A 23,086-nucleotide genomic window follows, 5' to 3' on the forward strand; every position below is an offset into this window, starting at 1 on the left:
TGTCAATGACGCTGGAAGCCTACACTGTACCCTCAGGTCAGTGTAGGTAGTTCACGATTATTCTCTAGCTAAGTCAAGTCAAGAAGATAACTTTAAAATTTTTCTTTTTTAATTTTTAATTTGTATAAGGCTCATCCCAGTCGCTGGAATACGTTTTATTCATGACAGAAACTCTGTTTCATGCCTATGCGCCCCTGATTCTCTGGACGAGTCTGGGGCTATTCATATTTAAATTCCTACCTCAGTGGTTTCCACGAATTTTAGGTCGTGGTCTTTACTGGTTCGGAGTGCCACTAGAGCTTTTGGCGTTAGCAAGACAAGGTCAATTAGAGGAATTTGGGGGCGGAGCCAGTTTACCTTTACTAGCACCAATAATCACTTTGGGAGCGCTGATAGTTGGTTTGGTAATGGCGTCACTCATTTTGTGGGGATGGAAACTGTTACTATCCCACAAGTTAAAGCCATACTGGGCTAAATTACTTCCCCCTAATTTGGTTGATTCTTCGTTTGGTGGTAGTTTTGTGCTTTCTGCTGTTTTGGGTAACACAGGTTTCGTCGGGTTGGCGATCGCCCCTGCTTTAATTCACTCAGATGCTCTCAACTGGGCTGTCCTTTACAGTATTACCCACAATGTTATCGGCACCTATGGCTTTGGAGTTGTGATTGCCAGCTACTTCAATCATTCGCAATCCGAAAATCGCTGGTGGATACAAGTGCGCGATGTTCTGAGTGTACCTCCTCTGTGGGCATTTCTCTTCGGCTATCTCACTCGTTCTGTACAACTACCATCCATGATTGAATCAGGACTCCAAGGTTCTGTAAACATCGTCATCGCTTGCGCCTTTTTACTGACTGGTATTCGCTTAGCACAGCTTCAAGGCTGGAAGAGTTTGAAACTTGCCTTCGTCCCCGCTTTCCTGAGGGTTTTTATTACACCCCTACTCGTTGGGATAGCAACAACTTTATTTTTTGGATTATCAGGTTCACCACGTTTAGCAATGGTCTTAATGTCTGGTGTACCCACGGCTTTTGCTGGTCTGATTTTGGCAGAAGAGTACAACCTCGACCGCGATTTAATCGCCAGCAGTATTATCATATCCACACTCTTGTTACTCCTCATACTTCCTTTGTGGATTTTGATTTTCGGATCATGAGTCATTCGGGAGTAAGGGAAATTTGTTATTCACAATTTTTCCCTTACACCCATAAGAGAAGCAATTGCGCCCCTAGATCCCCACGAGCCGCTATTTGTCAAGATATCTTGACAATCTCATGAGAGCGCAGATGCTGGGCTGGCTTGTAAGGAGCTACAATGTCAGAGAATCATCACTTTGTGATCCCCAAAGGGCTAATAAATTCGTGAAAAGCTGAAAAAAGCGTCTCTTGACCCCTTGATCCCAGTGGAGGGTTAGTGCTTAATATTTATTAACAAAAGGCTCCTGCGCTCCCCTATCAAAAATGCTGATTTTGGCATTATGTGGGAATTGAAAGGGAGTCACCACAATTTAAAAAGACACTAAAAAACATAAACAACTGGGCAAAACCAGGAGTCAGGAATAAGAAGTTTATCTGGGCTTGATGGCTATATATCAGCCAGTTATTAACCAGGGGACATCACCAACCTTTCAAACTACTGGAGGCCAAATTCATGGCAAAAGAACGCCCACCGCTAGAAGAGATGACATTGCGGCAACTACGTAAAGTTGCTAGCGAATATAGCATCTCTCGTTATAGCCGAATGCGTAAATCACAACTGCTGGCATCTATTCAAGAAGCTCAGCGCAGCAAAGTTTCTCTCAGCCAATCTCGTTCATTGGAGGCACAGGAAACCGTGGAAGCAGCAAAATTTGAGTTGGGTCAAGTAGACCGTACTGGTGGAACTCTGGCTGATGTTGATGAAGGACTCGCAGATCTGCCAGCAGGGTATGGAGAAAGCCGTATTGTTCTGTTACCCCGCGATCCACAGTGGGCTTATACCTACTGGGATGTGTCCAACGAACACAAAGAAGAACTGCGGCGACAAGGGGGACAACAGCTGGCATTGCGTATTTATGATGTCACCGACATCAACTTGGAATACCAAAGCCCCCACAGCATTCAGGAATATCCGAGTGATGAACTCGCACGCGAATGGTATCTACCAGTTCCAGTGAGCGATCGCGATTATGTCATCGACATCGGTTACCGTTGCGCTGATGGTCGCTGGTTAGTACTGGCTCGTTCTGCACCCGTCCACGTTCCTCCTGTGTATCCTTCCGACTGGATTGAAGACGTCTTCATCACAGTGAACTTTGAAGAAGATTTGCAAGGCAAAACCTTCTATGAACTGGTTCCGCCCACCAAGAAGGTGGCATCGGCTGCTACAAGCAACGGCAACGGCAACGGCAACGGCAACGCCACCGGTAACGCGATTTATGATCAAATCTTTGGCTTGGCTGAGTCTGCCGAAGCACAAAGGGTTGCTGGTTCTCTGTTTGGTTCGATGCAACAGGTTCCTAGTTCTGTCACTCCAGAACAAGCCATCAGCTCCTACGTCTTCCCCTCTGGCGTTGGTATGTGGGCAGTTCCAACAATGTCTGGTTTAACCGCGTCCGGTGTCGGGATGTCCGGTGCTGGCTTCTCTGGCGACGTACCGATGCGTCCGCGTAAGTTCTGGTTAATTGCTGATGCTGAGTTGATTGTTTACGGTGCAACCGAACCCGATGCAACCGTAACAATTGGCGGTCGTCCCATTAAGCTGAATCCAGATGGTACCTTCCGCTTCCAGATGTCCTTCCAGGATGGTTTGATTGACTATCCGATTTTGGCTGTTGCTGCTGATGGTGAACAAACACGGTCAATTCACATGAAGTTTAATCGTGAGACACCATCTCGCAATACAAATACCAAAGAAGAAGCTGTTTTAGAATGGCTCTCTTAATTTTGGGTTTTTGATTAATTATAATCAGAATCAAAATTTATCCTCCGTTACAGCATAACCGTAGCGGAGGTTTTGTATTTGGGATAATTTTGTTTATGAATGTTGGGTAGCCAACCAGTTGATTAAATCAGTTTCGCTGGAGAAATCTAAAAGCGCTTCTCCCAAATCCTCCAACTGAGGAACTGATAAGCTGCGAATCTGCTCTTGCAACTGAGGGCTAACAGAACCAATGCGGCGTGGAAGCTGACGCAAAATGAGTGCTAGAGCCTCTTGCTTCTTTCCTCTTTGCTCGCCCTTTTGAAGGATATCTTGATAAATTACAGATTCCTGCATAATTTCCTCTCGAAACAATTGTCGAATCAAATTTTTGTTAAACCGCAAACCTGCCAGGATTTGGGTACAAGCCGAGATATTCTGTCGCTCATCGTTTTCCTCAATCATACCGACAGCAGCGGCGACTTGTTCTAATAATGAATTTGGTGAGTCGCTACGCGCCAAAGTTGCTAGTGGTAGGAGGGCGGGGTTAGCCAATAATGGTGTTGGGTCTTGCTCCCATATACGGATGACTCGATAGCGGTGTCTAGTGTTTGTATCCACGTACTCTTGCCTAAAGACAATTTCTGAAGTTGTTTGCTGTAAAAAAATGACAACTTGCTCAATCTGACAACCATATTCCCGCTTTAATCGCGTGTAGTAATCCAACATCCGAAAATCCATAGCAGGATTAGATGATGGTAGGGTTTGAAATTCTAAGTGCAGGATAGTATTAATAATTTGTAGAAAAGTGACAGAGTCAGCACGAATAGGTTCTAAACTGAGTTCTGTTTTGAGTATCTCAATGTCGGACGTCTCAGTTGAAAGTAACCATTTGATAAAATCAGCCGGATATTGTTCGGCGAGATATTTACAGGTGTTGTCGTAGCTCAAGTTAGATTTGTTGTTGAAATAAAGGTTGACACGAGTTAATTCTCATTGTCTCATTAAGTGTTTATACTTACTATTAGTGAAAATCTGAAAATTATCTAAATATGTCTAAAAATCAATTTATCTGTTTATTATCTACATTGGTTCTCATACTTGTTTGTTTTGCCTGTAAACAGACTTCTCAAAGTTTAGCTACAACACAAGTTACACAACAATGTTTGGGAAACAATACAAAGTTCAGTCTAGATTTTTTTAAAACTAACAACCAAGGTAAAAAAGATGGAAGAGGCATTAATCATGTCATTATCTTCAACCCCAAATCAGAAGAATTAGACTTCAAAGTCAATGTTGGTGTATCTCATCGACTTTATGCAAAAGACAATCAAGGTAAACTACGTCAAGAATATGTACCAAAATTATTTCATGAACTTATCACTGATGAAAACGCAAAATTAAACGGACAAACACCTATTGCAGCAATTAATGCTGATTACATAGATATAGATCATAAACCTCAAGGCTTAAATATTTCTCGGGGAATAGAATATTCAGGAGCTTTTAAGAATAAGCGTTCTTCCTTCGGTATATCAGCAGGTCAACCAAAGCAACGTCAGGCTAGCATCCAGGCAGGAAGAAGAAACGATAATATTCTTAACTATAACTTAGTAGGAGGTAATGGTAGGTTTTATCGCAACGGCAAGTTTAAAGATATCTGTCAAGATTTAGGAGAACTTGCCTGTAAACAAGCAACCAATCGCTCTATGGTAGCTATCACTGATAAAGGCTATGTCATTCTGCTAGTTAACGACGCTAAAGCTAATTCCGATATTGAATTATCTGAGTTGAATCAAGAGCTTTTGCCAGATATGTTTGATAATGTCCTTGAAGGAATTGCTCGCAATAATTGTTTGGGCAAGATTCAAGAGGGAATGTTATTTGATGGTGGTATGTCTCCTGGATTGTACTACAATAATAAGTTTTATCTAGAAAACCCAGGACCAATTGGTTCGGTATTTTTAATTTATAAGAAATAAAATAAATAGGTCGGCACAAATACAAATAAATAAAAGTTGCTGCGTGGGGAGTTCTTATAACGTGATTACTCTTTTAGAGTAATTACAATGACAGAGCCATGACTAACACGAGAGCAAACGGCAAAACTGGCTAGGAATGCTGGAAATTGCCAAATTCTTGCTAATCGATAAATAAATTAAAAAGTGCCTGATCAGAGTTTTTGAGTAGCAATACTCACTCAAGCAAGAGACAGAATTATGCCTGCAACTGTTAGATGACTTGGAGTTGTGCGTCTGTTACTTTAACAGAGAAAGGTAATTCATAGATCCTGTCAATTTCAAAAATTACAATAGTTTCGCCTTTTTCCCAAATGAGTCTACGAATAATAACATCTGCATGAGCAACCCAATTCTCATCTACTAGAGGAACAGGTACATCTACTGATACAATTCTGTAACCATTTTTAGATACTTGATGTTGGGATTTTATAATTAATTGTTTTGGATATCCTTGAGATGGATTCAATTTTAAAATATTATTAATTTCACAAGGCATTCCCATTTTTCTGAACCTTACCAATATTAATCACAAAACCAGACAATAATAATAGCATTAGTCGGAGAGTTCCTACTCAATATGCTGGTGAAATGTATAGATTTCATCAAGGCGTGTTGAAAAAATATTAAAGGCAATCCCGTTTTCCAGTCTCATCAACTGCACCTAGAGTGATCAGCGTGGATTTCTGAGCCTCGGTTAAACCTGTAACACCAGTAATATCCATGTCTTCATAGCGTCTGGGCGCTCTCAAGGTTGTCAGGCACTCACCCGTCTTAACATTCCAGAGCTTAATCGTTTGATCTTCGCTGCCACTAGCAATAATTTGACCATCAGGACTAAAAGTGACTGAATATACCTGATCAATATGTTCCTCTAAAGTTTTGACGCATTCACCAGTGTTAACATTCCACAACTTCACGGTATAGTCGCTACTGCAACTAGCAAGAGTGCTTTCGTTAGGACTAAACGCCACTGAACGTACCCAACTTTTGTGCCCCCGGCTTTACCCAGTTCTTGGGCAATTTGTTCAGGACTATACCCACAAAGCAACCCTCTCAAGTAACGCTTTTCAACTTTTGTCAGTACCTTTCTTTTGTGCCCTGCTGAGCATTTTTGCTTAGCAAAAGTCAAATCCGCATAAAGCTGTTCCAACTTCCAGTCATTTTCAGCTAGTGTAAACTTCGCTTCGTGTTGCCTTGAGGGCTCTGAATTAAATGTCACTGCGGTAAGTGGTTATTGTATAAACAAAATTCCTTATCTAAATCCTAATCAATTTCCTAAAACACCTTACTTTTGTCGAAAAGAAATTAGGATTTCCATCTGGAGACTAATATCTGTCATTTTCTTATGCTGGAGACATCTAAAAAGTAGCCGTCCAATTCAAGGACAAACAAAGGATAACTATGCAGTACGAAGATTCCCCAAAATCCGGCAAAACACCCAAGACTAAAAACCTAGGCTTCTTTCGTGAAGCCTCTCCCTTGGAAATTACGGTAGCATTAGTCACAATATTTAGCGGACTTGCCCAAGTCATTAACCTGGGTGTTCACATCGCTGAGTACATGAAGCAATCGGAGTCGCAATCTGTACAGGTAATCCAGAAAACCACCCAAAACGAAATTCGACAAAACAACCAACCCGCAGGTAATCCATGATTGCTCTCAAGCCAGAGGCGATCGCCTTGTAATAGGGGCGATCGCTTTTTTTAGAATTGGGATCGCAAGCCTAGCTCAAAGCGATACGCTAGAAACTGAAGCCACAAAAAAGACTATGACACCTTCAGAAATCGCGGACACGCTCAAAGAATTATTTGATGCAGCGTCTATCAATGCTGTTGCACCTGGTTCCTGGCAAATAGAAACTGCAAATTTTCGGCTGCTGGTGATGCTTTCGGACGATGAAAGTTGGTTGCGTGTTTTATTACCCATTATGCCAGCATCTGAGGCTCAACCCTTTATAGAACACTTCTTAGAAGCAAACTTTGACGATACTCAGGAAGTACGTTATGCCTTGCAGCAAGGGGTTGTGTGGGGGGTGTTTCAGCACAACTGCAATAGTTTAGTCGCAGAAGATTTTCGCGATGCGATCGCCCGACTTATTCTTCTCCATCGCACTGGCTTAGATAATGTCTTTAATCGACTGATTGAAAGACGCATTCGGCAAATTATACAGGCAGCAAAACAGCAAGGTCAATCCCTTCAAGCTACTATGCAAAATCTAGACCGCTTTTATGCAGAAGGATTGATGGGCGAAGTCAACCAAACTTCTCAGGCGCGTGAAGAAGTTCTCGCTGCATGGCGGTATCAGTTGGAGCGACTTTGGCCAGAAGTAGAACCCTAAAGACTAACCCAAGTTGTTAATGACAAAAATGCTCTCAAAACTGTCTTTTAGAAAATTTGTGACTATCAGCTTTTTTTCCAAACAATTGAAGTCAGTCATCTGTTGACTATTTTTTTGATAAGCTTTTTATGGTATCTTAACATTACAGTTTGCCAAAATGAAAATTTTCTATTTTCAGAAAATATTAATGGCTTTTAGCATAATGTCTGAGTCTATAATCAATTCCCAAAATGACAAAAAAATTATGATATAAAATTCTGAGAGAAAAAATTCTGAATGTTGCCCCTGCGACAGTGATACCCATCGCGTTAAGTTAGATAAAACAATATTGCTATATGGCGATTTGATTGAGTAATAAAATGTCTGCGCTTCTTGAGTAAATTTGTACGAATTAACAGAAAGCATCACAGGAAGTTCACCCATGACTCAATCTACAGAACAATCTACCAACAAGCGAGTACATCTTCACTACTTAGATGGCTTACGTGGACTTGCAGCATTATACGTGGTATTTTCCCACCTTTGGGAATTACAGGAAAATAATGTATCTAGTTTATGGCTTGTTGCTACCAAAATTTTCAGATATGGACTCTTCAGTGTCTCAGTCTTTATTGTTCTTTCTGGATACTGTTTGATGCTGCCGGTGGTTCGCTCTCAAACAGGTCAGATTTCAGGAAGTTTGCTCTCTTACTTGAAGAAGCGATCGCGAAGAATTCTGCCGCCTTATTATGCTGCTCTTTTTACATCCATTATTGTTGGTTTAGTAATAACAATATTGGTAAAATTCCAAATATTGCCTTGGAATGATAATTTGTGGGGTCATTTTTCTCGTAATTTCACATTTGGTGATGTCTTTTATCACCTGTTACTCATTCACAATTTGATGCCTGGAGATAAACTGTTTCATATCAACGGTCCATTGTGGAGCGTTGCCACAGAATGGCAAATATACTTCATTTTTCCTCTGGTATTACTGCCTGTATGGCGGCGTTTGGGTTTGTTTTCAGTTGTCATTATCGCCTTTATCTTGGGACTAACACCCCACTATTTACTACATGGGTCGATAGACTTAGCGCATCCTTGGTATGTAGGTTTGTTTGCCTTAGGAATGGCTGCCGCAGATATAGGATTTTCTCAGAAGCAGTCAAAGATGCGAATGAGAAATTTGTTACCGTGGGGTTGGCTTGCCACAGTATTTTTTGGCGTAGCATTGGTTGCTGAGTCGCCAAAATTTGGGATAGCAATAACGTGGGTTACTGAGAGTTTTGTTGGCTTGGCTACTGCCTGTTTGCTAATCTACTGTACTAATTGTGTGATTGATAGCAAAGCAACACCTTTCGTCTTGCGAGTGTTTCAATCTCCCTGGGCAGTTGCACTAGGGACATTCTCCTACAGTCTCTATCTGATTCACGTTGTGGTGATGACTCCAGTGAATCAGTATCTACACAGCTTACATCTTTCCCCTCTTCAGATAAATGTCATATTATATGTAGTAAGTCCCCTATCGTCTTTGCTAGTCGCATATTCATTTTACATAGTCTTTGAGCGACCATTCATGTCCAATTTTTTGCAAAAGCGAAAAGTTAAAGATGCAATCGTCTCAAGCGATCGCTAACTAATTATTATTGATAGGTAATGTGCAACTTTTATTAGATGACTACAGCAATCCTACTTCAATTTTGAACCTTGCTTGTAGTCTAGGCTTTGAGATAGTGCGGACTGAAAGCCCGGACTACGAATAAATGCCTTTTGGAAAGCAGCTTTCTATCTTTCTATCCTGCTTTAAAGGTAATCTCAAAATTAGGAAGTTATTAAATTAAGTTGCACGTTACCTATGGACATCATTCAAATTCTTCAACAGGACTATCAAAGATTTCCAGAGAATCAGACATATAGCATCTACGCTCAAGACGTTTATTTTCAAGACCCGCTGAACAAATTTCGTGGTGTTGAGCGGTACAAGCAGATGATTAAATTCATCAAGACTGTGTTTTTAAATACCAGAATGGACTTGCATGACATTAATCGTGTAGGAGACACAATCAAAACTGAGTGGACACTCAGCTGGAATACCCCCCTTCCTTGGAAACCACGTATTTCTATCTCTGGCTGGAGTGAATTGCGCCTCAACGCTCAAGGTTTGATTGTTTCCCACATAGATTATTGGCATTGTTCGCGCTTGGAAGTGCTCAAACAGCATTTATTCTCCTTAAAAAGTTCATAATGTAAATAAGTGTAAATAATTCTCAGCTAGGACAAAACCATCGATGCGCGTAATTTTAATGACAGGCAAAGGCGGTGTGGGAAAAACCTCCGTAGCCGCCGCCACTGGACTCCGTTGTGCAGAACTGGGTTATCGTACACTTGTTTTGAGTACAGATCCAGCTCACTCTCTAGCAGACAGTTTTGACCTAGAACTGGGACACGTACCTAAACAAATTCGCCCCAATTTGTGGGGTGCGGAACTGGATGCACTACTAGAACTAGAGGGAAACTGGGGTTCTGTAAAGCGCTACATCACCCAAGTTTTACAAGCACGCGGTTTAGACGGAGTGCAGGCGGAAGAATTGGCTATTTTACCAGGCATGGATGAGATTTTTGGCTTGGTAAGAATGAAACGCCATTACGATGAAGGGGAGTATGACGTTTTGATTATTGACTCAGCTCCTACCGGCACAGCACTACGCCTCTTGAGTTTACCAGAAGTCAGTGGCTGGTATATGCGCCGTTTTTACAAACCTTTTCAAAATATTTCTGTTGCACTACGACCTTTAGTTGAACCTTTTTTTAAACCAATTGCTGGGTTCTCTTTACCAGACAAAGAGGTGATGGACGCACCTTACGAATTTTATCAACAAATTGAAGCTCTGGAAAAAGTATTAACAGATAACACTCAAACCTCGGTGCGCCTCGTCACCAACCCGGAAAAAATGGTGATTAAAGAGTCTCTTCGCGCCCATGCATATCTAAGTTTGTATAACGTTGCAACGGATTTAGTCGTTGCAAATCGCATTATTCCTGAAGCTGTGCAAGACCCCTTTTTCCAGCGTTGGAAAGAGAATCAACAGCAGTATCGCCGGGAAATTCATGACAATTTTCATCCATTGCCTGTTAAGGAAGTTCCGCTTTTCTCTGAGGAAATGTGTGGTTTGGATGCCTTAGAACGTCTTAAAGACACGTTGTATAAGGATGAAGATCCAACTCAAGTTTATTACAAAGAAAACACAATTAGAGTCGTACAAGAGAAAAATCAATATAGCTTGGAATTGTACTTACCTGGAATTCCTAAAAATCAAATTCAATTAAGTAAAACCGGAGATGAGTTAAGCATCACAATTGGTAATCACCGCCGAAATTTAGTATTGCCACAAGCTTTGGCAGCACTCCAACCTGCTGGAGCAAAAATGGAAGAAGACTATCTCAAAATTCGTTTTGCTGCGGTGTGAAGATGAGTTAGAGTGTCAAGGTTGGAATGATGAATGATGAAAAATTCATCATTCATAACTATAAAGCATCAGCAAATCTTTCCAAGGTGCGAACCATTCTAAAGATAATCTTCAATGCCAAATCTAAATCGTGGCGGTCGCGATTTGCAAGAGCAACAAGCGTCATGCGATTTTCAACTAAACTCGGAAAATGGAAGGCGGCAACTGAGTATCCTGGTCCTGCGCCAGTATGTCCTCCTACTGTTCCGTAGGGTGAATCGATCCCCAGAAACAGCCCCAGCCCATATCCTATGGTATGAAACAACGGATGCTCATTTCCCAAGATATGAATCGGATGCAGCATTTGCTCAACAAGGGAAGCATTAAGAAGGCTTCCTGCAAATAGCGCATCGATAATTTTGGCTAGTTCTGGTGCTGTTGAGACGACAACACCGTGGGAAACCCAACCAGGATGATAGAAGCGGATAACATCTTGCAGTTCATCTCCACTAAAAAAGGTACTATATCCTGGCGTGAGTTCACGAACATCGTCGAGAGTTCCTGGAACAAAGGTTTTTTTCAAAGAAAGGGGGCTAAAAATAACGTTGTGCAGGTATTGATGTATGGGGAGATTCGTTACCGCCTCAAGGACAAACCTCAACAGCAAGTAACCAATATTTGAATACGCCCACCCTGTACCCGGTGTGAATTGTAGACCTTGTGTTTGGGCAAGATTAAGAAATGTTTGCGTAGACCAGGGAGAACTAGGTGTTGCTTGTAGGGCATCAAAATAGGCGCGTACTTCACCGTAATCGGGTAGTCCACTGGTATGACTCAACAATTGTCGTAGCGTTATTGGGGCATCTAAAGAGAAATTAGGCAGATAGGGCTGCACAGAAGCATCGAGGTCTAGTTGCCCCTCCTTAACGAGATTCAGTGCGGCGGTAGCTAGGAGACTTTTGGTGATGCTGTAGATGTAGAAGTTGGCATCGCTTGGCAGTGGTACTTGATGGTTGGGGTCTTGATCGCCAACACCCATTTCCAAGAATGGCTGACCATTGATATAGATAGCAATTGTAGCACCAGGGGTTTGAGACTCCTGAAGCGTCTGCTCAACGCGCAGTCTGAGTGAGTGTTGGAGATCTTGATTCATCGTTAAACGGCTAAAATCTCAAGGGGTGCAAGCTTCTCCTAGTTTTGATCAAATAAATTTTAGATGCGTTTACCCTAAACAAAATCTTTCTAATTCCTAAGTTGTACGGGCATAGCTAAATAAGTCATCTTCAAACCACCGAGTGGAGTGAAAATCACTGGAGTCAAGTTTCCATTTAGCTGCATTTTAATTTCAGTAGAGGGTAACTCTTTTAAGCCTTCCATTAAATACTTAATATTGAAGGCAATGTCTATATCTTCTCCCAATATCTGTGCTGGCATTAACTCTCTTCCATTACCAACATCTTGAGCTTCACAGGATATAGTAATTTCCTGTGCTTCGCTGTCTACACTAACCTTAACAACATTATTTTTTTGATCTGCGAACACACTAATCCGCTCTAGAGCGCTCAAAAATTGTTTCCTATCTAAAATCAATTCCCGTTGAAATTGTCGAGGGATAAGTTGATAGTAAGCAGGATACTGTCCTTCAAGAGTGCGGCTTGTCAAACGTTGATTTTGCCACTCAAAAACAACTTGACCTTGGTCAAAATACAACGCTACAGGTTCATCGGGTGAGTTATTATGAGCGAGCATCCGTGCAAGTTCCCTTAAAGCTCTGGCTGGTACTGTCACTTCTAACTGAGTTTCAGTGTTTGTATCTGGACTTTCGTTAGTCGTTTGCACAACTGCTAGGCGATGTCCGTCGGTTGCTGCAAACTCAAGTGTGTCTTGTTGAACTGTTAAATGCACTCCAGTGAGAACCTGTTTCGTTTCATCTGCACTGGTTGCAAAGAGTGAACCTCGCAAGCCCTCAATTAATGCACCAGCAGGAATATGTAGCGCTTGAACATTTTCGATGACAGGGAGTTCTGGAAACTCTTCTGCTCCCATTGCTCGTACTTGATAACGCCCACTCTTGGGTGTCAGTGTAACAATTGAGCCTTCCCCGCCTAAGGTGTCACCTGTAGCTGATTCGTCTTCTAGAGTGATTTCACCCTCTGGAAGACGAGCAGTAATATCATTAAGCAGTTTAGCAGGAATGGCAATTGTTCCAGGGTGCAACACTTCAGCGCTAAAACTGGTGCGGATACCCAAGCTGAGGTCAAACGCTGTTAGGCTGACCTGGTTATTTTCAGCATCCGCTTGTAACAGAACATTAGCAAGTACCGGATGCGTCGGGCGTGAAGGTACAGCACGGCTTGTGAGTGAGAGATTAGTACTAAGGTCGCTTTGGGTGCAAACTAATTTCATCTAAAAATCTCTGGGAGTGTGGAAACCTTGATCCTAAAGACCAAGGAGGAAACACGACAAGGGCTATTTATTAGCCGTTCAAATGCCTTTAAATACCATTACCGCCTTGGGGTTACTTGATACCCAGTACTCTTGCAATGTACTTTCGTTCGGGCAATTACGAACTGATATCTTTCACCCCAACGGGAGAGCCAGTTCCCTACGGCGGGAAACCCGCCGATGACTGACTGGACTCACCTGTACGCATAATGGGTTTGCTCTAACGAGCCTCCCTTGCGGGGTAATCGTAGCCACCGAAAGTTATTGGTCGGTACTATCCAAACAGCACTGTCTTACCCCTCGTAAAACTGTTTAACCATTTGGTTCTAGAGCTACAGACTGGCGTCACGTATCCGTAGGTAGGACTTTAACTCTTCCCAATAACGTAGTACGCAAAGTACGCGCATCGGGTCAACTAACTGAGGTTTAGGGCTTGACGCCCCATCACTTCAGTGCGGGGTGTTGACGGTCAAATTCGGCTTCTGTGTTGGATATGTTAGCACCGTTATTGCTTGCTATGTCGGCAGTCGAGCGGAAACTCAAAAGTCAAAAGTCAAAAGTCAAATAATGATTTAGTCGTCGCACCTGTGGAAATTGTGGAAAACTTAGATGCAAGTCTATTTGAAAGATGCTTTCGCAAGTCCTCAACTGTGGAAAACTTGTGGAAAAGCCAGGGGCATTTTCCACAGGGTATTTATACTTAAATAAAGTTTTCCACTGGATATCTCAAGTTTTCCACAGATTTTTTGCGAGTTTTCCACAAAAAATAAAAAATTTTCCCCGATGTAATCTTATCTTAAAGATTTTTTATAGTTGACTTAACAATTGAGATTATCTGTTCCTTGTGGAAAACTCAATATTTTGTTTCTCTATTCCCCTACAACCTGACACCTCTTTTTAAGGTCAATATGATTTTTTGGGACGGCTAGCCATGTTAATGCGATCGCTCAGTTGGCGCAGCGTTTGTGCCAAATTTTGATCTGTTTGTTGCAGTTGGGTAATTTTTTCACAGCTGTACATCACCGTTGTATGGTCTTTTCCCCCAAATTCTTCTCCTATTCTAGGCAAACTTAGATCCGTGTGTTTCCGCATAAGATACATTGCGATTTGACGCGCCCAGCTAATCTCTCGTCGGCGTGAATTTCCTTTGAGGTCTTCTATTGGTACATCAAAAGCCTCAGCTATCACTGTTAAAATTCCTTCTGGTGTGGCTTCTCCCTTCTGTGTTGGAGGTTCTAAAATGGGTGCAAGATTTTCCACCGTCATAGGTAGACCCCAAATAGAAATATACGCTAGCGCTCGAATCAATGCTCCTTCCAACTCTCGAATATTAGAAGTGTAGTGAGAAGCAATATACTCAACGACATCCCTGGGGAGACGAATATTTTCATACTCAGCTTTTTTTTGTAAAATCGCCATTCTCGTTTCTAAATCTGGCGCTTGAATATCAGCAATTAACCCCATAGAAAATCGAGAACACAGACGTTCTTGCAACTGGGGAATTTGGTTGGGAGGACGGTCAGACGCTAAGACGACTTGCTTGCCTGCTTCATGTAAAGTATTAAAAGTATGGAAAAATTCTTCTTGGGTATATTCCTTACCCTCAATAAACTGAATATCATCCACTAAAAGGACATCAGCAGCACGGTAATGCTCCCGGAAACTTTGCATACTGTCCTTACGGATAGCGGTAATTAAATCATTCGTAAATTGCTCAGTAGAGACGTAAAATATTCTTGAATCGGGACAAATTTCCAATCGATAGTGACCGATCGCCTGCATGAGGTGAGTTTTCCCTAAACCCACGCCACCACACAAGAATAAGGGATTAAACTCTCTTCCAGGATATTCAGCAACTGCTAATGAAGCAGCGTGAGCCATACGATTGTTAGCACCGACTACGAATCGCGAGAAAACATACTTGGGGTTTAATTCTGGAGTTTTGAGTCGGTTTTGAGGAAGCATTTCTGGAATATTAGTTTGATCCGGGAACCCCCAAGAAACTTCTTCTTCATTGACACGAGATTCATCACTGGTAACAGTTATATAAATATCTACTGGATAGCCAAGAATATCTTGTACGACATTAGCAATCGTTTTTATGTAATATTTCTGTAACCAATTGCGAGCAAACGGGTTGGGAGCGCAAATCACCAAGCAATTATTTTCCAATTGCTCTGCATTCGCAGTTTTAATCCAAGTTTCAAAGGTGGGACGGGATAGCTCTAATTGTAAGCGCTCTAGTACCTGACTCCACAGACTTTCTATGGGCATTTCCATGATTTACCACCAATGCTCAGCTATCGTCACCAAAATCAAAGGGCGGAAGCCCCGTCTTTTTAACAGTTACCAGTTATCAGTTATCAGTTATCAGTTTCATCCTCCGGGGGAAACACCACACTCCTGTGCACCGTTCGTCAAGAGACGTGCCGTAGGCATAAGCGTTGGTGGTGAGCCACTGCGGTCTTGGGGTTTCCCCAAGTAGAGCAAGTGGCGTTCGCGTTCGCGGAGCGTGCGCTTTGCGCTCAGCGTCTCCGTTCGGCCTCAAGCCGTGCCCGAAGGGCTCAGGAGATACCCGGAGGGCTCTTTTAAATCCCCCACCAGGAAGCAGGCGTCACTGCGTAGGTAGCTGTTGACTGTTTTAAGACGGAGGAGGAAGCCCAACGGGAAATAAATTTCCCGTTAAACTTATCCAAGCGCCCCCGTTTCCGGGAAACCCTTTCGGGTAAAGTTTGCCTCGTTAATGTTCAGGGTCGGTAACTTTCCAGATTGCACTGCCTAAACTTCATCGGACGTTTAACAATCTGGTTCTAGGATCGCGGAACTGGCAAGCATTCCGGAGTAGGAACTTAAACACTTGCCCTGAACGTAGTCCGAAGACCGGACTAAAACTGGTCAACTAGAGTTAACTACAGCAGCCCTGCCTTTTAGGCATGGGGATTGTACTCAACTAGAAGTCGTTGACAATAATTGAAGATATAGCCAAGCACCAATTTAGCAAACTATCCTCAAAGCACCACCGAACAACTTTTTGAGTTGTCATCATTCTTGGACTTCCCCCGGTAGCCAAGATTCTAACACCCACTGATTCATACGGAGAAGCAAAGACACATGAAAACAAAAGACCATGGTTTTCAGCCTAAAAATATTGTTGCAGGGCGTTTGCCCCATCTGGTCATACTCCTAAGTAGTGTAGCAGTGATATCTATTGGGGGTTGTTCCATACCTGCTGGTACCCTGGATGCCGGAAAATCAGATGCTCAGCTTCAAACACCCGTCAAAAGGACAATTGATACCACCTCCACAAATGTGTCCATTGTCCCATCGTCCAGTAATCCTAACTTCGTTGTTGGAGTTGTCCAAAAAGTCGGTCCAGCAGTTGTTCGCATTGATGCTTCTAGAACAGTAGTTTCTCGGGTACCCGAAGATTTTGACGATCCATTTTTCCAGCGGTTTTTTGGCTCGCAACCTAGAGAAAGAGTTGAACAAGGTAGCGGTTCTGGGTTCATTATTAACTCCGGTGGTCAAATTTTGACGAATTCCCATGTCGTTAACGGTGCTGAAATTGTAAAGGTGAAACTCAAAGATGGTCGCTCTTTTGACGGACGTGTCATGGGTGAAGACCCGCTGACGGATGTTGCTGTGATTAAAATAGAAGCAAATAACTTGCCAACTGTTTCTTTGGGTAACTCTGAGGTCTTGCAACCAGGAGAAGCGGTGATTGCCATTGGTAATCCTCTTGGTTTGGATTATACTGTGACATCTGGTATTATCAGCGCTATAGGTCGTTCTAGCAGTGACATCGGTGTTACTGACAAGCGTGTTGATTTCATTCAAACCGATGCTGCTATTAATCCTGGTAACTCTGGGGGACCACTGCTGAATGCTCGTGGAGATGTCATCGCTATGAATACTGCAATCATTCGCGGCGCTCAAGGCTTGGGATTTGCTATTCCTATTAGTACGGCACAGAAGATTGCTCAGGAATTAATAGCAAAAGGTAGAGTTGAACATCCTTATTTAGGTATTCAAATGGTAACTTTGAATCCAGAAGTTAAGGAAAAAGTTAAGTCTAGATTAGGGATTAATTTGGCAACAGATAAGGGAGTTTTATTAGTTGATGTTGTGCCGCGTTCTCCAGCAGCCTCCGCTGGACTCAAAGAAGGTGATGTGATTCAAAGCATTGAAAACCAGTCAGTCTCTAAAATAGAAGAAGTACAAAAAATACTCGAAAATAGTAAAATTGGTTTTCCTGTAAAATTACAAGTATTACGCAATGGACAAACAACACAAATAGCAGTTAGACCTGCACCTTTACCTATTAGGGGTGGAAGCTAAATTATACAGCAGAAGTCAGGAGTCAGGAGGAGGCAGTGCGGTGGACGGGTTCCCCGGCATAAAGCAACTGCCGTTCAGAAGTCAGAAGTAAAATTTCCTCAGTGTCTCGGCTTTTAAACAACAACGTTGTTGTACTTCATTTACTTGTAATGTGCTGTAAATTATGAAGTATGGATTATGAATTAAAAATATTCCTGATTCATCTTTTATATTTCATAAGTCTTTCATAAGTTTTATCTATAAGAGTTTTTATTTTTATGGGTGAATTGCTACCAATCATTCAATTAGGCGATCCAATACTGCGTCAAAAAGCTACACTGGTAGAAAATATCAATGACGATCGCATTCAGAAACTTATTGACGACTTAACGGCGACAGTTGCTCAGGCTAACGGTGTTGGTATTGCTGCACCTCAAGTTGCCGAATCCTGTCGTTTATTTATCGTTGCCTCTCGCCGTAATCCCAGGTATCCCAACGCTCCGTCCATGGAACCAACTGCAATGATTAATCCCAAAATCATTGCTTCTTCAACGGAGATAGTTAAAGGTTGGGAAGGTTGTTTGTGTATTCCTGGCATTAGAGGATTAGTTCCCAGATCCCAAGCAATTGAAGTAGAATATACAGACCGAAATGGTAAACTACAAAAGCAAGAATTGACTGATTTTGTAGCTCGTATATTTCAACACGAGTATGACCATCTCGACGGTATCGTCTTTTTAGATAGGCTAGAAAGTACTTTGGACATAATCACAGAGCAGGTATATCAGAAAACAGTTATTAACAACGCTTAAGTATTAATAATTCTAAAGAGTGATAAATTGCCTGGAATTTTCAGCTACATTTAACCTATTGTTAACCATCTGGCTTGACGCAGTTATCGGGTAAATGACCAAAACTCTCAGTAGTCGCGAGAGATTAAGTCCTCGGGAGCAAAAGCTTGTCGATTTAGTCTCAGATCAGCAACAAAGCGATGAATCAAGTGAAACTACCAGCAAATCTGTTGCAGAATCAACAGTGCAACCACCCGTAGGTGGATTGCAAATTGTTCATGCAACAACAGGGCGCGTCCGAATCCGTGCTACTGACGGTAGTCATAACTCGATACTTGAAACCATCTCTCAAAATTTAAGAAAGCAAGATGGGGTCAGGGAAGTCTCAGTTAATGATCAAACAGGCAGTTTAGTCGTTAACTTTGATGAAAATAAACTGTCCTTGCCCCAGATGTTGGAGAGACTCCAGCAATTTGACATACACCAATTGCCAGCTTCGCCTCAAGCAGAAAGCAAACAAGACCCGTTTGCTGCATGGAAATCTGCTGATTTTTGGAAAGAGCAGGGCATTTCGTTTATTCCGATGTTTACGGGATTAGCAGTCACTGGAGGACTGGGAATCAGCGGTTTGCCATCGATTCCGGTTTACATGATTACGGCAAATGCAACTCGTCGGGTGATTAACTCTCTTAAGCCTCAATTTGCAGCATCAGAAATCAAGAAAAATTCTCAAAAAGCTTCTGAAGTAAAACCGAATAAAACTGACCAACCTTCATCATCAAAAGTGCAGCAAACATTTCCCATCAAAACTGAAAAGTCAACAAATGTTGTTGATAAGGTTAACGACGTAGCAGCACAGCCTGGAAAGATTGCTCATAGCGTTGTTCATGCCATTCCAGGACGTATCAGGTTTAATGTGCCGCGAGTTGCGCGGGATCGCGCTTATGCGCGGAGACTTGAGAGGTTACTGAAAACCGATTCTAAAGTGACAAGCGTGCGTATGAATTGCGATGCAGCATCAATTGCGATCGCCCACAAAGCAGGTGAGATACCAGTGTCCTATTGGGTTGGTTTGATGGAGTTGGCTGACAAAACAATCCCTCAAACAACACCTGTAAACACAACACCTGTAAACACAACAGAGCAACCGCTTCCACCAAATCAGCTTGTAGAACCAGCAGGATCAACAACAGCAGAACAGCAGCCAATCGAAACAGCCAGTGTATGGTCTGATTTCAAGACTCCGGCTCTTTCTACGGCTCTATCGTTTCTGGCGAACTTTCCGTTAGACTCAGTTCCCGACTCAGGAACATTGGAGGATAAAAATGGCTGGTTCAACATCGCAATTAACACTGCACTCAAGTAAGAAGCCTCAGGAAATAGTAGAGGAAGAGACTCATTCTCCAATAGCAAAGCCACACTCTGCGGTATATTACAGCATTACCCATGCACTTCCAACCAGAGTAGGATTTTGCATTCCTCGGATATCCGAAGATCGAGAATATGTGCAGCGCTTGCAGAATTTGCTCGCTTGTGAGCCTTGGATAATCACTCAGCAAATCAATTACATGGCAGGGTCTATTGTCATTACTTACAAATCTGGTATTATGTCAGATTCTGAGATTCGTCTGTATTTGGCTAATCTGATTCAATCTGCCAGTAACCCAGAAGAGACAATGCCAGCAACCGAAAAGCCAGTGATTTCATCCTCTGTATCTCAAAGAGCCACTCGTAAGAGCGTTGTACAAGAAAAAGAGAATGGTTATGAAACTGTGAGTGCGGGCGTCTCGTCTGATCCCCGATCAGTTGGGATGGGAGTATCCTTGCAATCCAAATCACAGACGGCGGGAGTATCCCCAGGATTGGAATTAAAAGGGGCGGGCAAGATGCCCACCCCACAAAACCAGTCCAATCATGATCCTAAAAAGATTCATCAACCCACACAACCAGCAACAGTGGCGTATAGCATTGCTCATGCAATTCCAGGGCGAGTGCGTTTTCGCGTGCCTCGAATAGCTAAAGACTCAAAATACGTCCAACGGTTGGAGGCGTTACTCAAAGCAGATCCTGTCATCACTGGCGAGCACCCCTTCGGGGCGAGCGCTTTGCGCTATCGCGTTAATAATGCGGCAGCCTCAATTGTGATTACCTACAAGTCTGGAGCAATGCTCAATTCCCAAAAGGGTTCTTTGAGCCTTTTGGAACAAGCCATATCATATCTATCCAGTCTGATTCAATCTGCTGCTGGGGATAGTGTTGTTGCCATAAATTAGCCAGAAGATAGGCAAGCCCTCGCTTGAAAGTAGGATGTATGGGTGTCAGGAAATAGGGTAGCTTTAACAGTTATCAGTTATCAGTTATCAGTTATCAGTATTTTCAGTTATCAGTGACCAGTTATCAGTGACCAATTTCTCTTCACTGTTCACTGGTAACTGTTCACTGTTTACTGATTCGTCCCCCACCCCCTTAATGCACCCTATCTGTGTCTTGCACAGCAGGCTTTGAAAATTCAATTTGAACAATTTTTGTATGAGAGAGAACAAGAAGAAATGGCAGAACTTAGTGTGCAAATACCGCCCTCCCGAGGTCATGTTTCCGAAGTCCCTGTAGCGGCAAAAAATGGGAAGGGTTCTTTAGTTGAGAGGAATGGACACTCTCAGGTTCAGTCTTCCAAAGTTCCATGCAGCCTTGTGCATACGACCCCCGGAAGGATGAGGTTGCGAGTACCTCGCCTGCGTTCTGATGCGGACTATGCACAACGCCTGCAAGTGTTGTTGGAAGCTGACTCCCTTGTCACAAGTGTTCGGATCAAGCCTGCGGCGGCGTCACTGACAGTCACTTATCAACCCAACAAAGTTTCAGATGCTAAGATACGTTCGCATCTGAGCTATTTGATCCAAGCGGCTAGTGAAGTTATTGTTCTCAAACAATCCAAGCCACAACCTGCGTCTGATGCAGAAGAAAAATCTTGGCCTGGGATGCAACTTTCGGCTATAGCTGCGGCTTTAGCTGTGTTGGGTGGACCGCTGGGATTGACTATTCCGCCTCTGATGGTAGCGGGAAGTATAGCCCTTGCCACATTGCCGGTTGTGAAACGAGCTTGGGAGGGGATCTGGGTTGACCGCAAACTGAATATTGACTTTCTGGATTTTATGGCGATCGCCATTACCACAGTCCAAGGTCAATTTCTCACCCCTGCACTGATGCTGAGTTTAATTGAAGTTGGGGAAAACATACGCGATCGCACGGCTCGTTCTTCAGCTAAGCAAACTCTGGATCTGCTCAGTTCTCTCGGACAGTTCGTCTGGGTTGAGCGTGACGGTGAAAAGGTGCAAATTCCCATTCAAGATGTCCAGCGAGGGGATACGGTGATTGTTTACCCTGGCGAACAAGTGCCGGTGGATGGAACGATCCTGCGGGGTAAAGCGCTGTTGGATGAGCAGAAACTCACCGGTGAGTCGATGCCCGTCTTGAAGAAAAAGGGACAAACCGTTTATGCTTCAACCCTCATGCGGGAGGGACGAATTTATATCGTGGCGGAACGGATCGGTAACGACACCTGTGCTGGACAGAGCATTAAGTTAATGCAAGAAGCTCCCGTCCACGATACCCGCATGGAAAACTATGCCTTGAACATTGCTCAAAAAGCTGTCGTGCCAACATTGCTACTTGGAGGGGCAGTATTTGCCGTAACTCGCAACCCAGCACGGGCAGCCAGTGTCCTGACCCTAGATTTTGCCACTGGAATCCGTGTATCAGTTCCGACAACGGTTTTAGCAGCGCTGAGTTATGCAGCACGGCGCGGCGTTCTCATTCGTAGCGGACGCGCGTTAGAAAAACTGGCAGAAGTTGACACCATTGTGTTTGATAAGACAGGCACACTCACGAAAGGTGAAGTGGATGTTGTTGGTGTCGAAAGTCTGAATCCGGCAACGTCAACAACACGAGTCCTGGAACTGGCTGCTGCTGCTGAACAGCGTTTAACTCACCCAGTGGCAGAAGCAATTGTCCGCTATGCCCAAACCCAGGGAATCGAAGTTTTGCCTCGTAGCAAGTGGGATTATCAACTTGGTTTGGGCGTGAAAGCAGAAATTGACGGCGAGACTGTTTATGTAGGGAGCGAGCGCTTTCTGCGTACTGAAGGCGTGGAGATGAATCTCAATGGTCACCAAAAACAGGCAAAATCACTGATTTATGTCGCTAGTAATGGTCAACTTCAAGGTAGAATAGAGTACAGTGACATACTTCGTCCCGAAAGTCGAGAAGTAATCACATCGCTGTTGACAGTCGAAGGTGTGGAAGTCCACATGCTCACTGGAGACAACAAGCGGACTGCTAGCGCTGTTGCTGCTCAATTAGGAATTCATCCAACGCATACCCACGCAGAAGCTTTTCCTGAGCAGAAAGCCACGGTTGTCCGCGAGCTGCACGAACAAGGCAAGACAGTTGCATTTGTTGGCGATGGCATCAATGATTCGCCAGCTTTAGCCTATGCTGATGTTTCCGTTTCCTTCGCCAACGGCTCTGAAATTGCCCGCGAAACTGCAGATGTCGTACTCATGCAGAATGATTTGCATGGTTTGTTGGAGGCAATTGAAATTGCCCGCAAAGCCAGACAGTTGATTCGGCAAAACACCGGTCTGATCGCCATCCCCAACATAGGGGCATTGTTGATAGCAGTTTTGTTTGGTCTTAACCCCCTAGCAGCAACAGTCGTTAACAATGGCTCGACAGTTGTTGCAGGAGTCAATGGTTTGCGCCCAATTCTCAAAAGCCGCAAGCAAAAAAGTCTACCATCAGTAGGATGAGATAGCTGTCCTAACGATAGTACGATTGTAGACTTTCTAAAATTT

The 23,086-nt window shown here is 43.2% G+C and carries 18 protein-coding genes and 1 pseudogene; 13 read left to right on the plus strand and 6 right to left on the minus strand.

Features of this window, described 5'->3' with window-relative positions:
• Positions 1–161 precede the first annotated feature (161 nt).
• Together AACT52_RS20040 and AACT52_RS20045 are read left to right on the plus strand one after the other, a co-directional pair.
• Complete coding sequence (locus tag AACT52_RS20040) at positions 162–1,154, plus strand: AEC family transporter (RefSeq protein ID WP_073633041.1); 993 nt, start codon at positions 162–164, stop codon at positions 1,152–1,154.
• 494 nt (positions 1,155–1,648) lie between these two features.
• Entirely contained in the window at positions 1,649–2,920 is a 1,272-nt protein-coding gene (locus tag AACT52_RS20045; protein ID WP_073633042.1) for a DUF4912 domain-containing protein, read from the plus strand.
• 93 nt (positions 2,921–3,013) lie between these two features.
• On the opposite strand, the gene AACT52_RS20050 is transcribed toward AACT52_RS20045, so the two are convergent.
• Complete coding sequence (locus AACT52_RS20050; RefSeq protein WP_073633043.1) at positions 3,014–3,847, minus strand: DUF4351 domain-containing protein; 834 nt, start codon at positions 3,845–3,847, stop codon at positions 3,014–3,016.
• A gap of 101 nt (positions 3,848–3,948) precedes the next feature.
• Here AACT52_RS20050 and AACT52_RS20055 point away from each other — a divergent pair, with 101 nt between their 5' ends.
• Complete coding sequence (locus AACT52_RS20055; protein ID WP_073633044.1) at positions 3,949–4,878, plus strand: phosphodiester glycosidase family protein; 930 nt, start codon at positions 3,949–3,951, stop codon at positions 4,876–4,878.
• 250 nt (positions 4,879–5,128) lie between these two features.
• Here AACT52_RS20055 and AACT52_RS20060 read toward each other — a convergent pair whose 3' ends face one another.
• Both AACT52_RS20060 and AACT52_RS20065 read right to left on the minus strand, forming a co-directional pair.
• The gene (locus AACT52_RS20060) at positions 5,129–5,419 is read right to left on the minus strand and encodes a DUF2584 family protein (RefSeq protein WP_073633045.1); all 291 of its coding nucleotides are present in this window, start codon (positions 5,417–5,419) and stop codon (positions 5,129–5,131) included.
• A gap of 121 nt (positions 5,420–5,540) precedes the next feature.
• Positions 5,541–5,897, minus strand: a pseudogene (locus AACT52_RS20065) (WD40 repeat domain-containing protein); the annotation flags it as partial.
• A gap of 421 nt (positions 5,898–6,318) precedes the next feature.
• Between AACT52_RS20065 and AACT52_RS20070 the strand changes: the two are divergent.
• From AACT52_RS20070 to AACT52_RS20090, 5 genes are all read left to right on the plus strand, one after another.
• Positions 6,319–6,570 (plus strand): hypothetical protein, encoded by a 252-nt coding sequence (locus AACT52_RS20070; RefSeq protein ID WP_073633047.1) that lies wholly within the window; start codon positions 6,319–6,321, stop codon positions 6,568–6,570.
• A gap of 115 nt (positions 6,571–6,685) precedes the next feature.
• Positions 6,686–7,255, plus strand: a complete 570-nt coding sequence (locus AACT52_RS20075; RefSeq protein ID WP_073633048.1) for a leucine zipper domain-containing protein — start codon at positions 6,686–6,688, stop codon at positions 7,253–7,255.
• Between the two features lie 421 nt (positions 7,256–7,676).
• Complete coding sequence (locus tag AACT52_RS20080) at positions 7,677–8,870, plus strand: acyltransferase family protein (RefSeq protein WP_073633050.1); 1,194 nt, start codon at positions 7,677–7,679, stop codon at positions 8,868–8,870.
• Between the two features lie 219 nt (positions 8,871–9,089).
• A complete protein-coding gene (locus tag AACT52_RS20085; protein WP_073633051.1) occupies positions 9,090–9,479 on the plus strand; it encodes a DUF2358 domain-containing protein in 390 nt (129 codons plus the stop codon).
• Positions 9,480–9,522: 43 nt separating this feature from the next.
• Positions 9,523–10,701 (plus strand): TRC40/GET3/ArsA family transport-energizing ATPase, encoded by a 1,179-nt coding sequence (locus AACT52_RS20090; protein WP_073633052.1) that lies wholly within the window; start codon positions 9,523–9,525, stop codon positions 10,699–10,701.
• A gap of 58 nt (positions 10,702–10,759) precedes the next feature.
• Here the strand turns inward: AACT52_RS20090 and AACT52_RS20095 are convergent, their stop codons facing one another.
• The 3 genes from AACT52_RS20095 to dnaA all read right to left on the minus strand — a co-directional run bounded on the left by AACT52_RS20095 (position 10,760) and on the right by dnaA (position 15,405).
• Positions 10,760–11,833 (minus strand): serine hydrolase domain-containing protein, encoded by a 1,074-nt coding sequence (locus AACT52_RS20095; RefSeq protein WP_073633053.1) that lies wholly within the window; start codon positions 11,831–11,833, stop codon positions 10,760–10,762.
• A gap of 89 nt (positions 11,834–11,922) precedes the next feature.
• Positions 11,923–13,086, minus strand: coding sequence for a DNA polymerase III subunit beta (gene dnaN, locus AACT52_RS20100; RefSeq protein WP_073633054.1), 1,164 nt, complete (start codon positions 13,084–13,086; stop codon positions 11,923–11,925).
• A 942-nt stretch (positions 13,087–14,028) separates the two neighbouring features.
• A complete protein-coding gene (gene dnaA / locus AACT52_RS20105) occupies positions 14,029–15,405 on the minus strand; it encodes a chromosomal replication initiator protein DnaA (RefSeq protein ID WP_073633055.1) in 1,377 nt (458 codons plus the stop codon).
• An 831-nt stretch (positions 15,406–16,236) separates the two neighbouring features.
• On the opposite strand from dnaA, the gene AACT52_RS20110 reads away from it, so the two are divergent.
• The 5 genes from AACT52_RS20110 to AACT52_RS20130 all read left to right on the plus strand — a co-directional run bounded on the left by AACT52_RS20110 (position 16,237) and on the right by AACT52_RS20130 (position 23,041).
• Complete coding sequence (locus AACT52_RS20110; protein ID WP_073633056.1) at positions 16,237–17,463, plus strand: HhoA/HhoB/HtrA family serine endopeptidase; 1,227 nt, start codon at positions 16,237–16,239, stop codon at positions 17,461–17,463.
• Positions 17,464–17,720: 257 nt separating this feature from the next.
• Positions 17,721–18,254, plus strand: a complete 534-nt coding sequence (def, locus tag AACT52_RS20115; protein ID WP_073633057.1) for a peptide deformylase — start codon at positions 17,721–17,723, stop codon at positions 18,252–18,254.
• A gap of 94 nt (positions 18,255–18,348) precedes the next feature.
• Positions 18,349–19,599, plus strand: a complete 1,251-nt coding sequence (locus tag AACT52_RS20120) for an HMA2 domain-containing protein (RefSeq protein WP_233154011.1) — start codon at positions 18,349–18,351, stop codon at positions 19,597–19,599.
• Positions 19,559–20,506 carry a hypothetical protein gene (locus AACT52_RS20125; RefSeq protein ID WP_073633058.1) on the plus strand — a complete coding sequence of 316 codons (948 nt, stop codon included), beginning with the start codon at positions 19,559–19,561 and terminating at the stop codon, positions 20,504–20,506. Before AACT52_RS20120 ends, AACT52_RS20125 begins: the two co-directional genes overlap by 41 nt.
• Before the next feature lie 276 nt (positions 20,507–20,782).
• Entirely contained in the window at positions 20,783–23,041 is a 2,259-nt protein-coding gene (locus tag AACT52_RS20130; RefSeq protein ID WP_073633115.1) for a heavy metal translocating P-type ATPase, read from the plus strand.
• Positions 23,042–23,086 lie beyond the last annotated feature (45 nt).

It is taken from the genome of Scytonema sp. HK-05, from assembly GCF_963872035.1.
GTDB lineage: Bacteria > Cyanobacteriota > Cyanobacteriia > Cyanobacteriales > Nostocaceae > Kalymmatonema.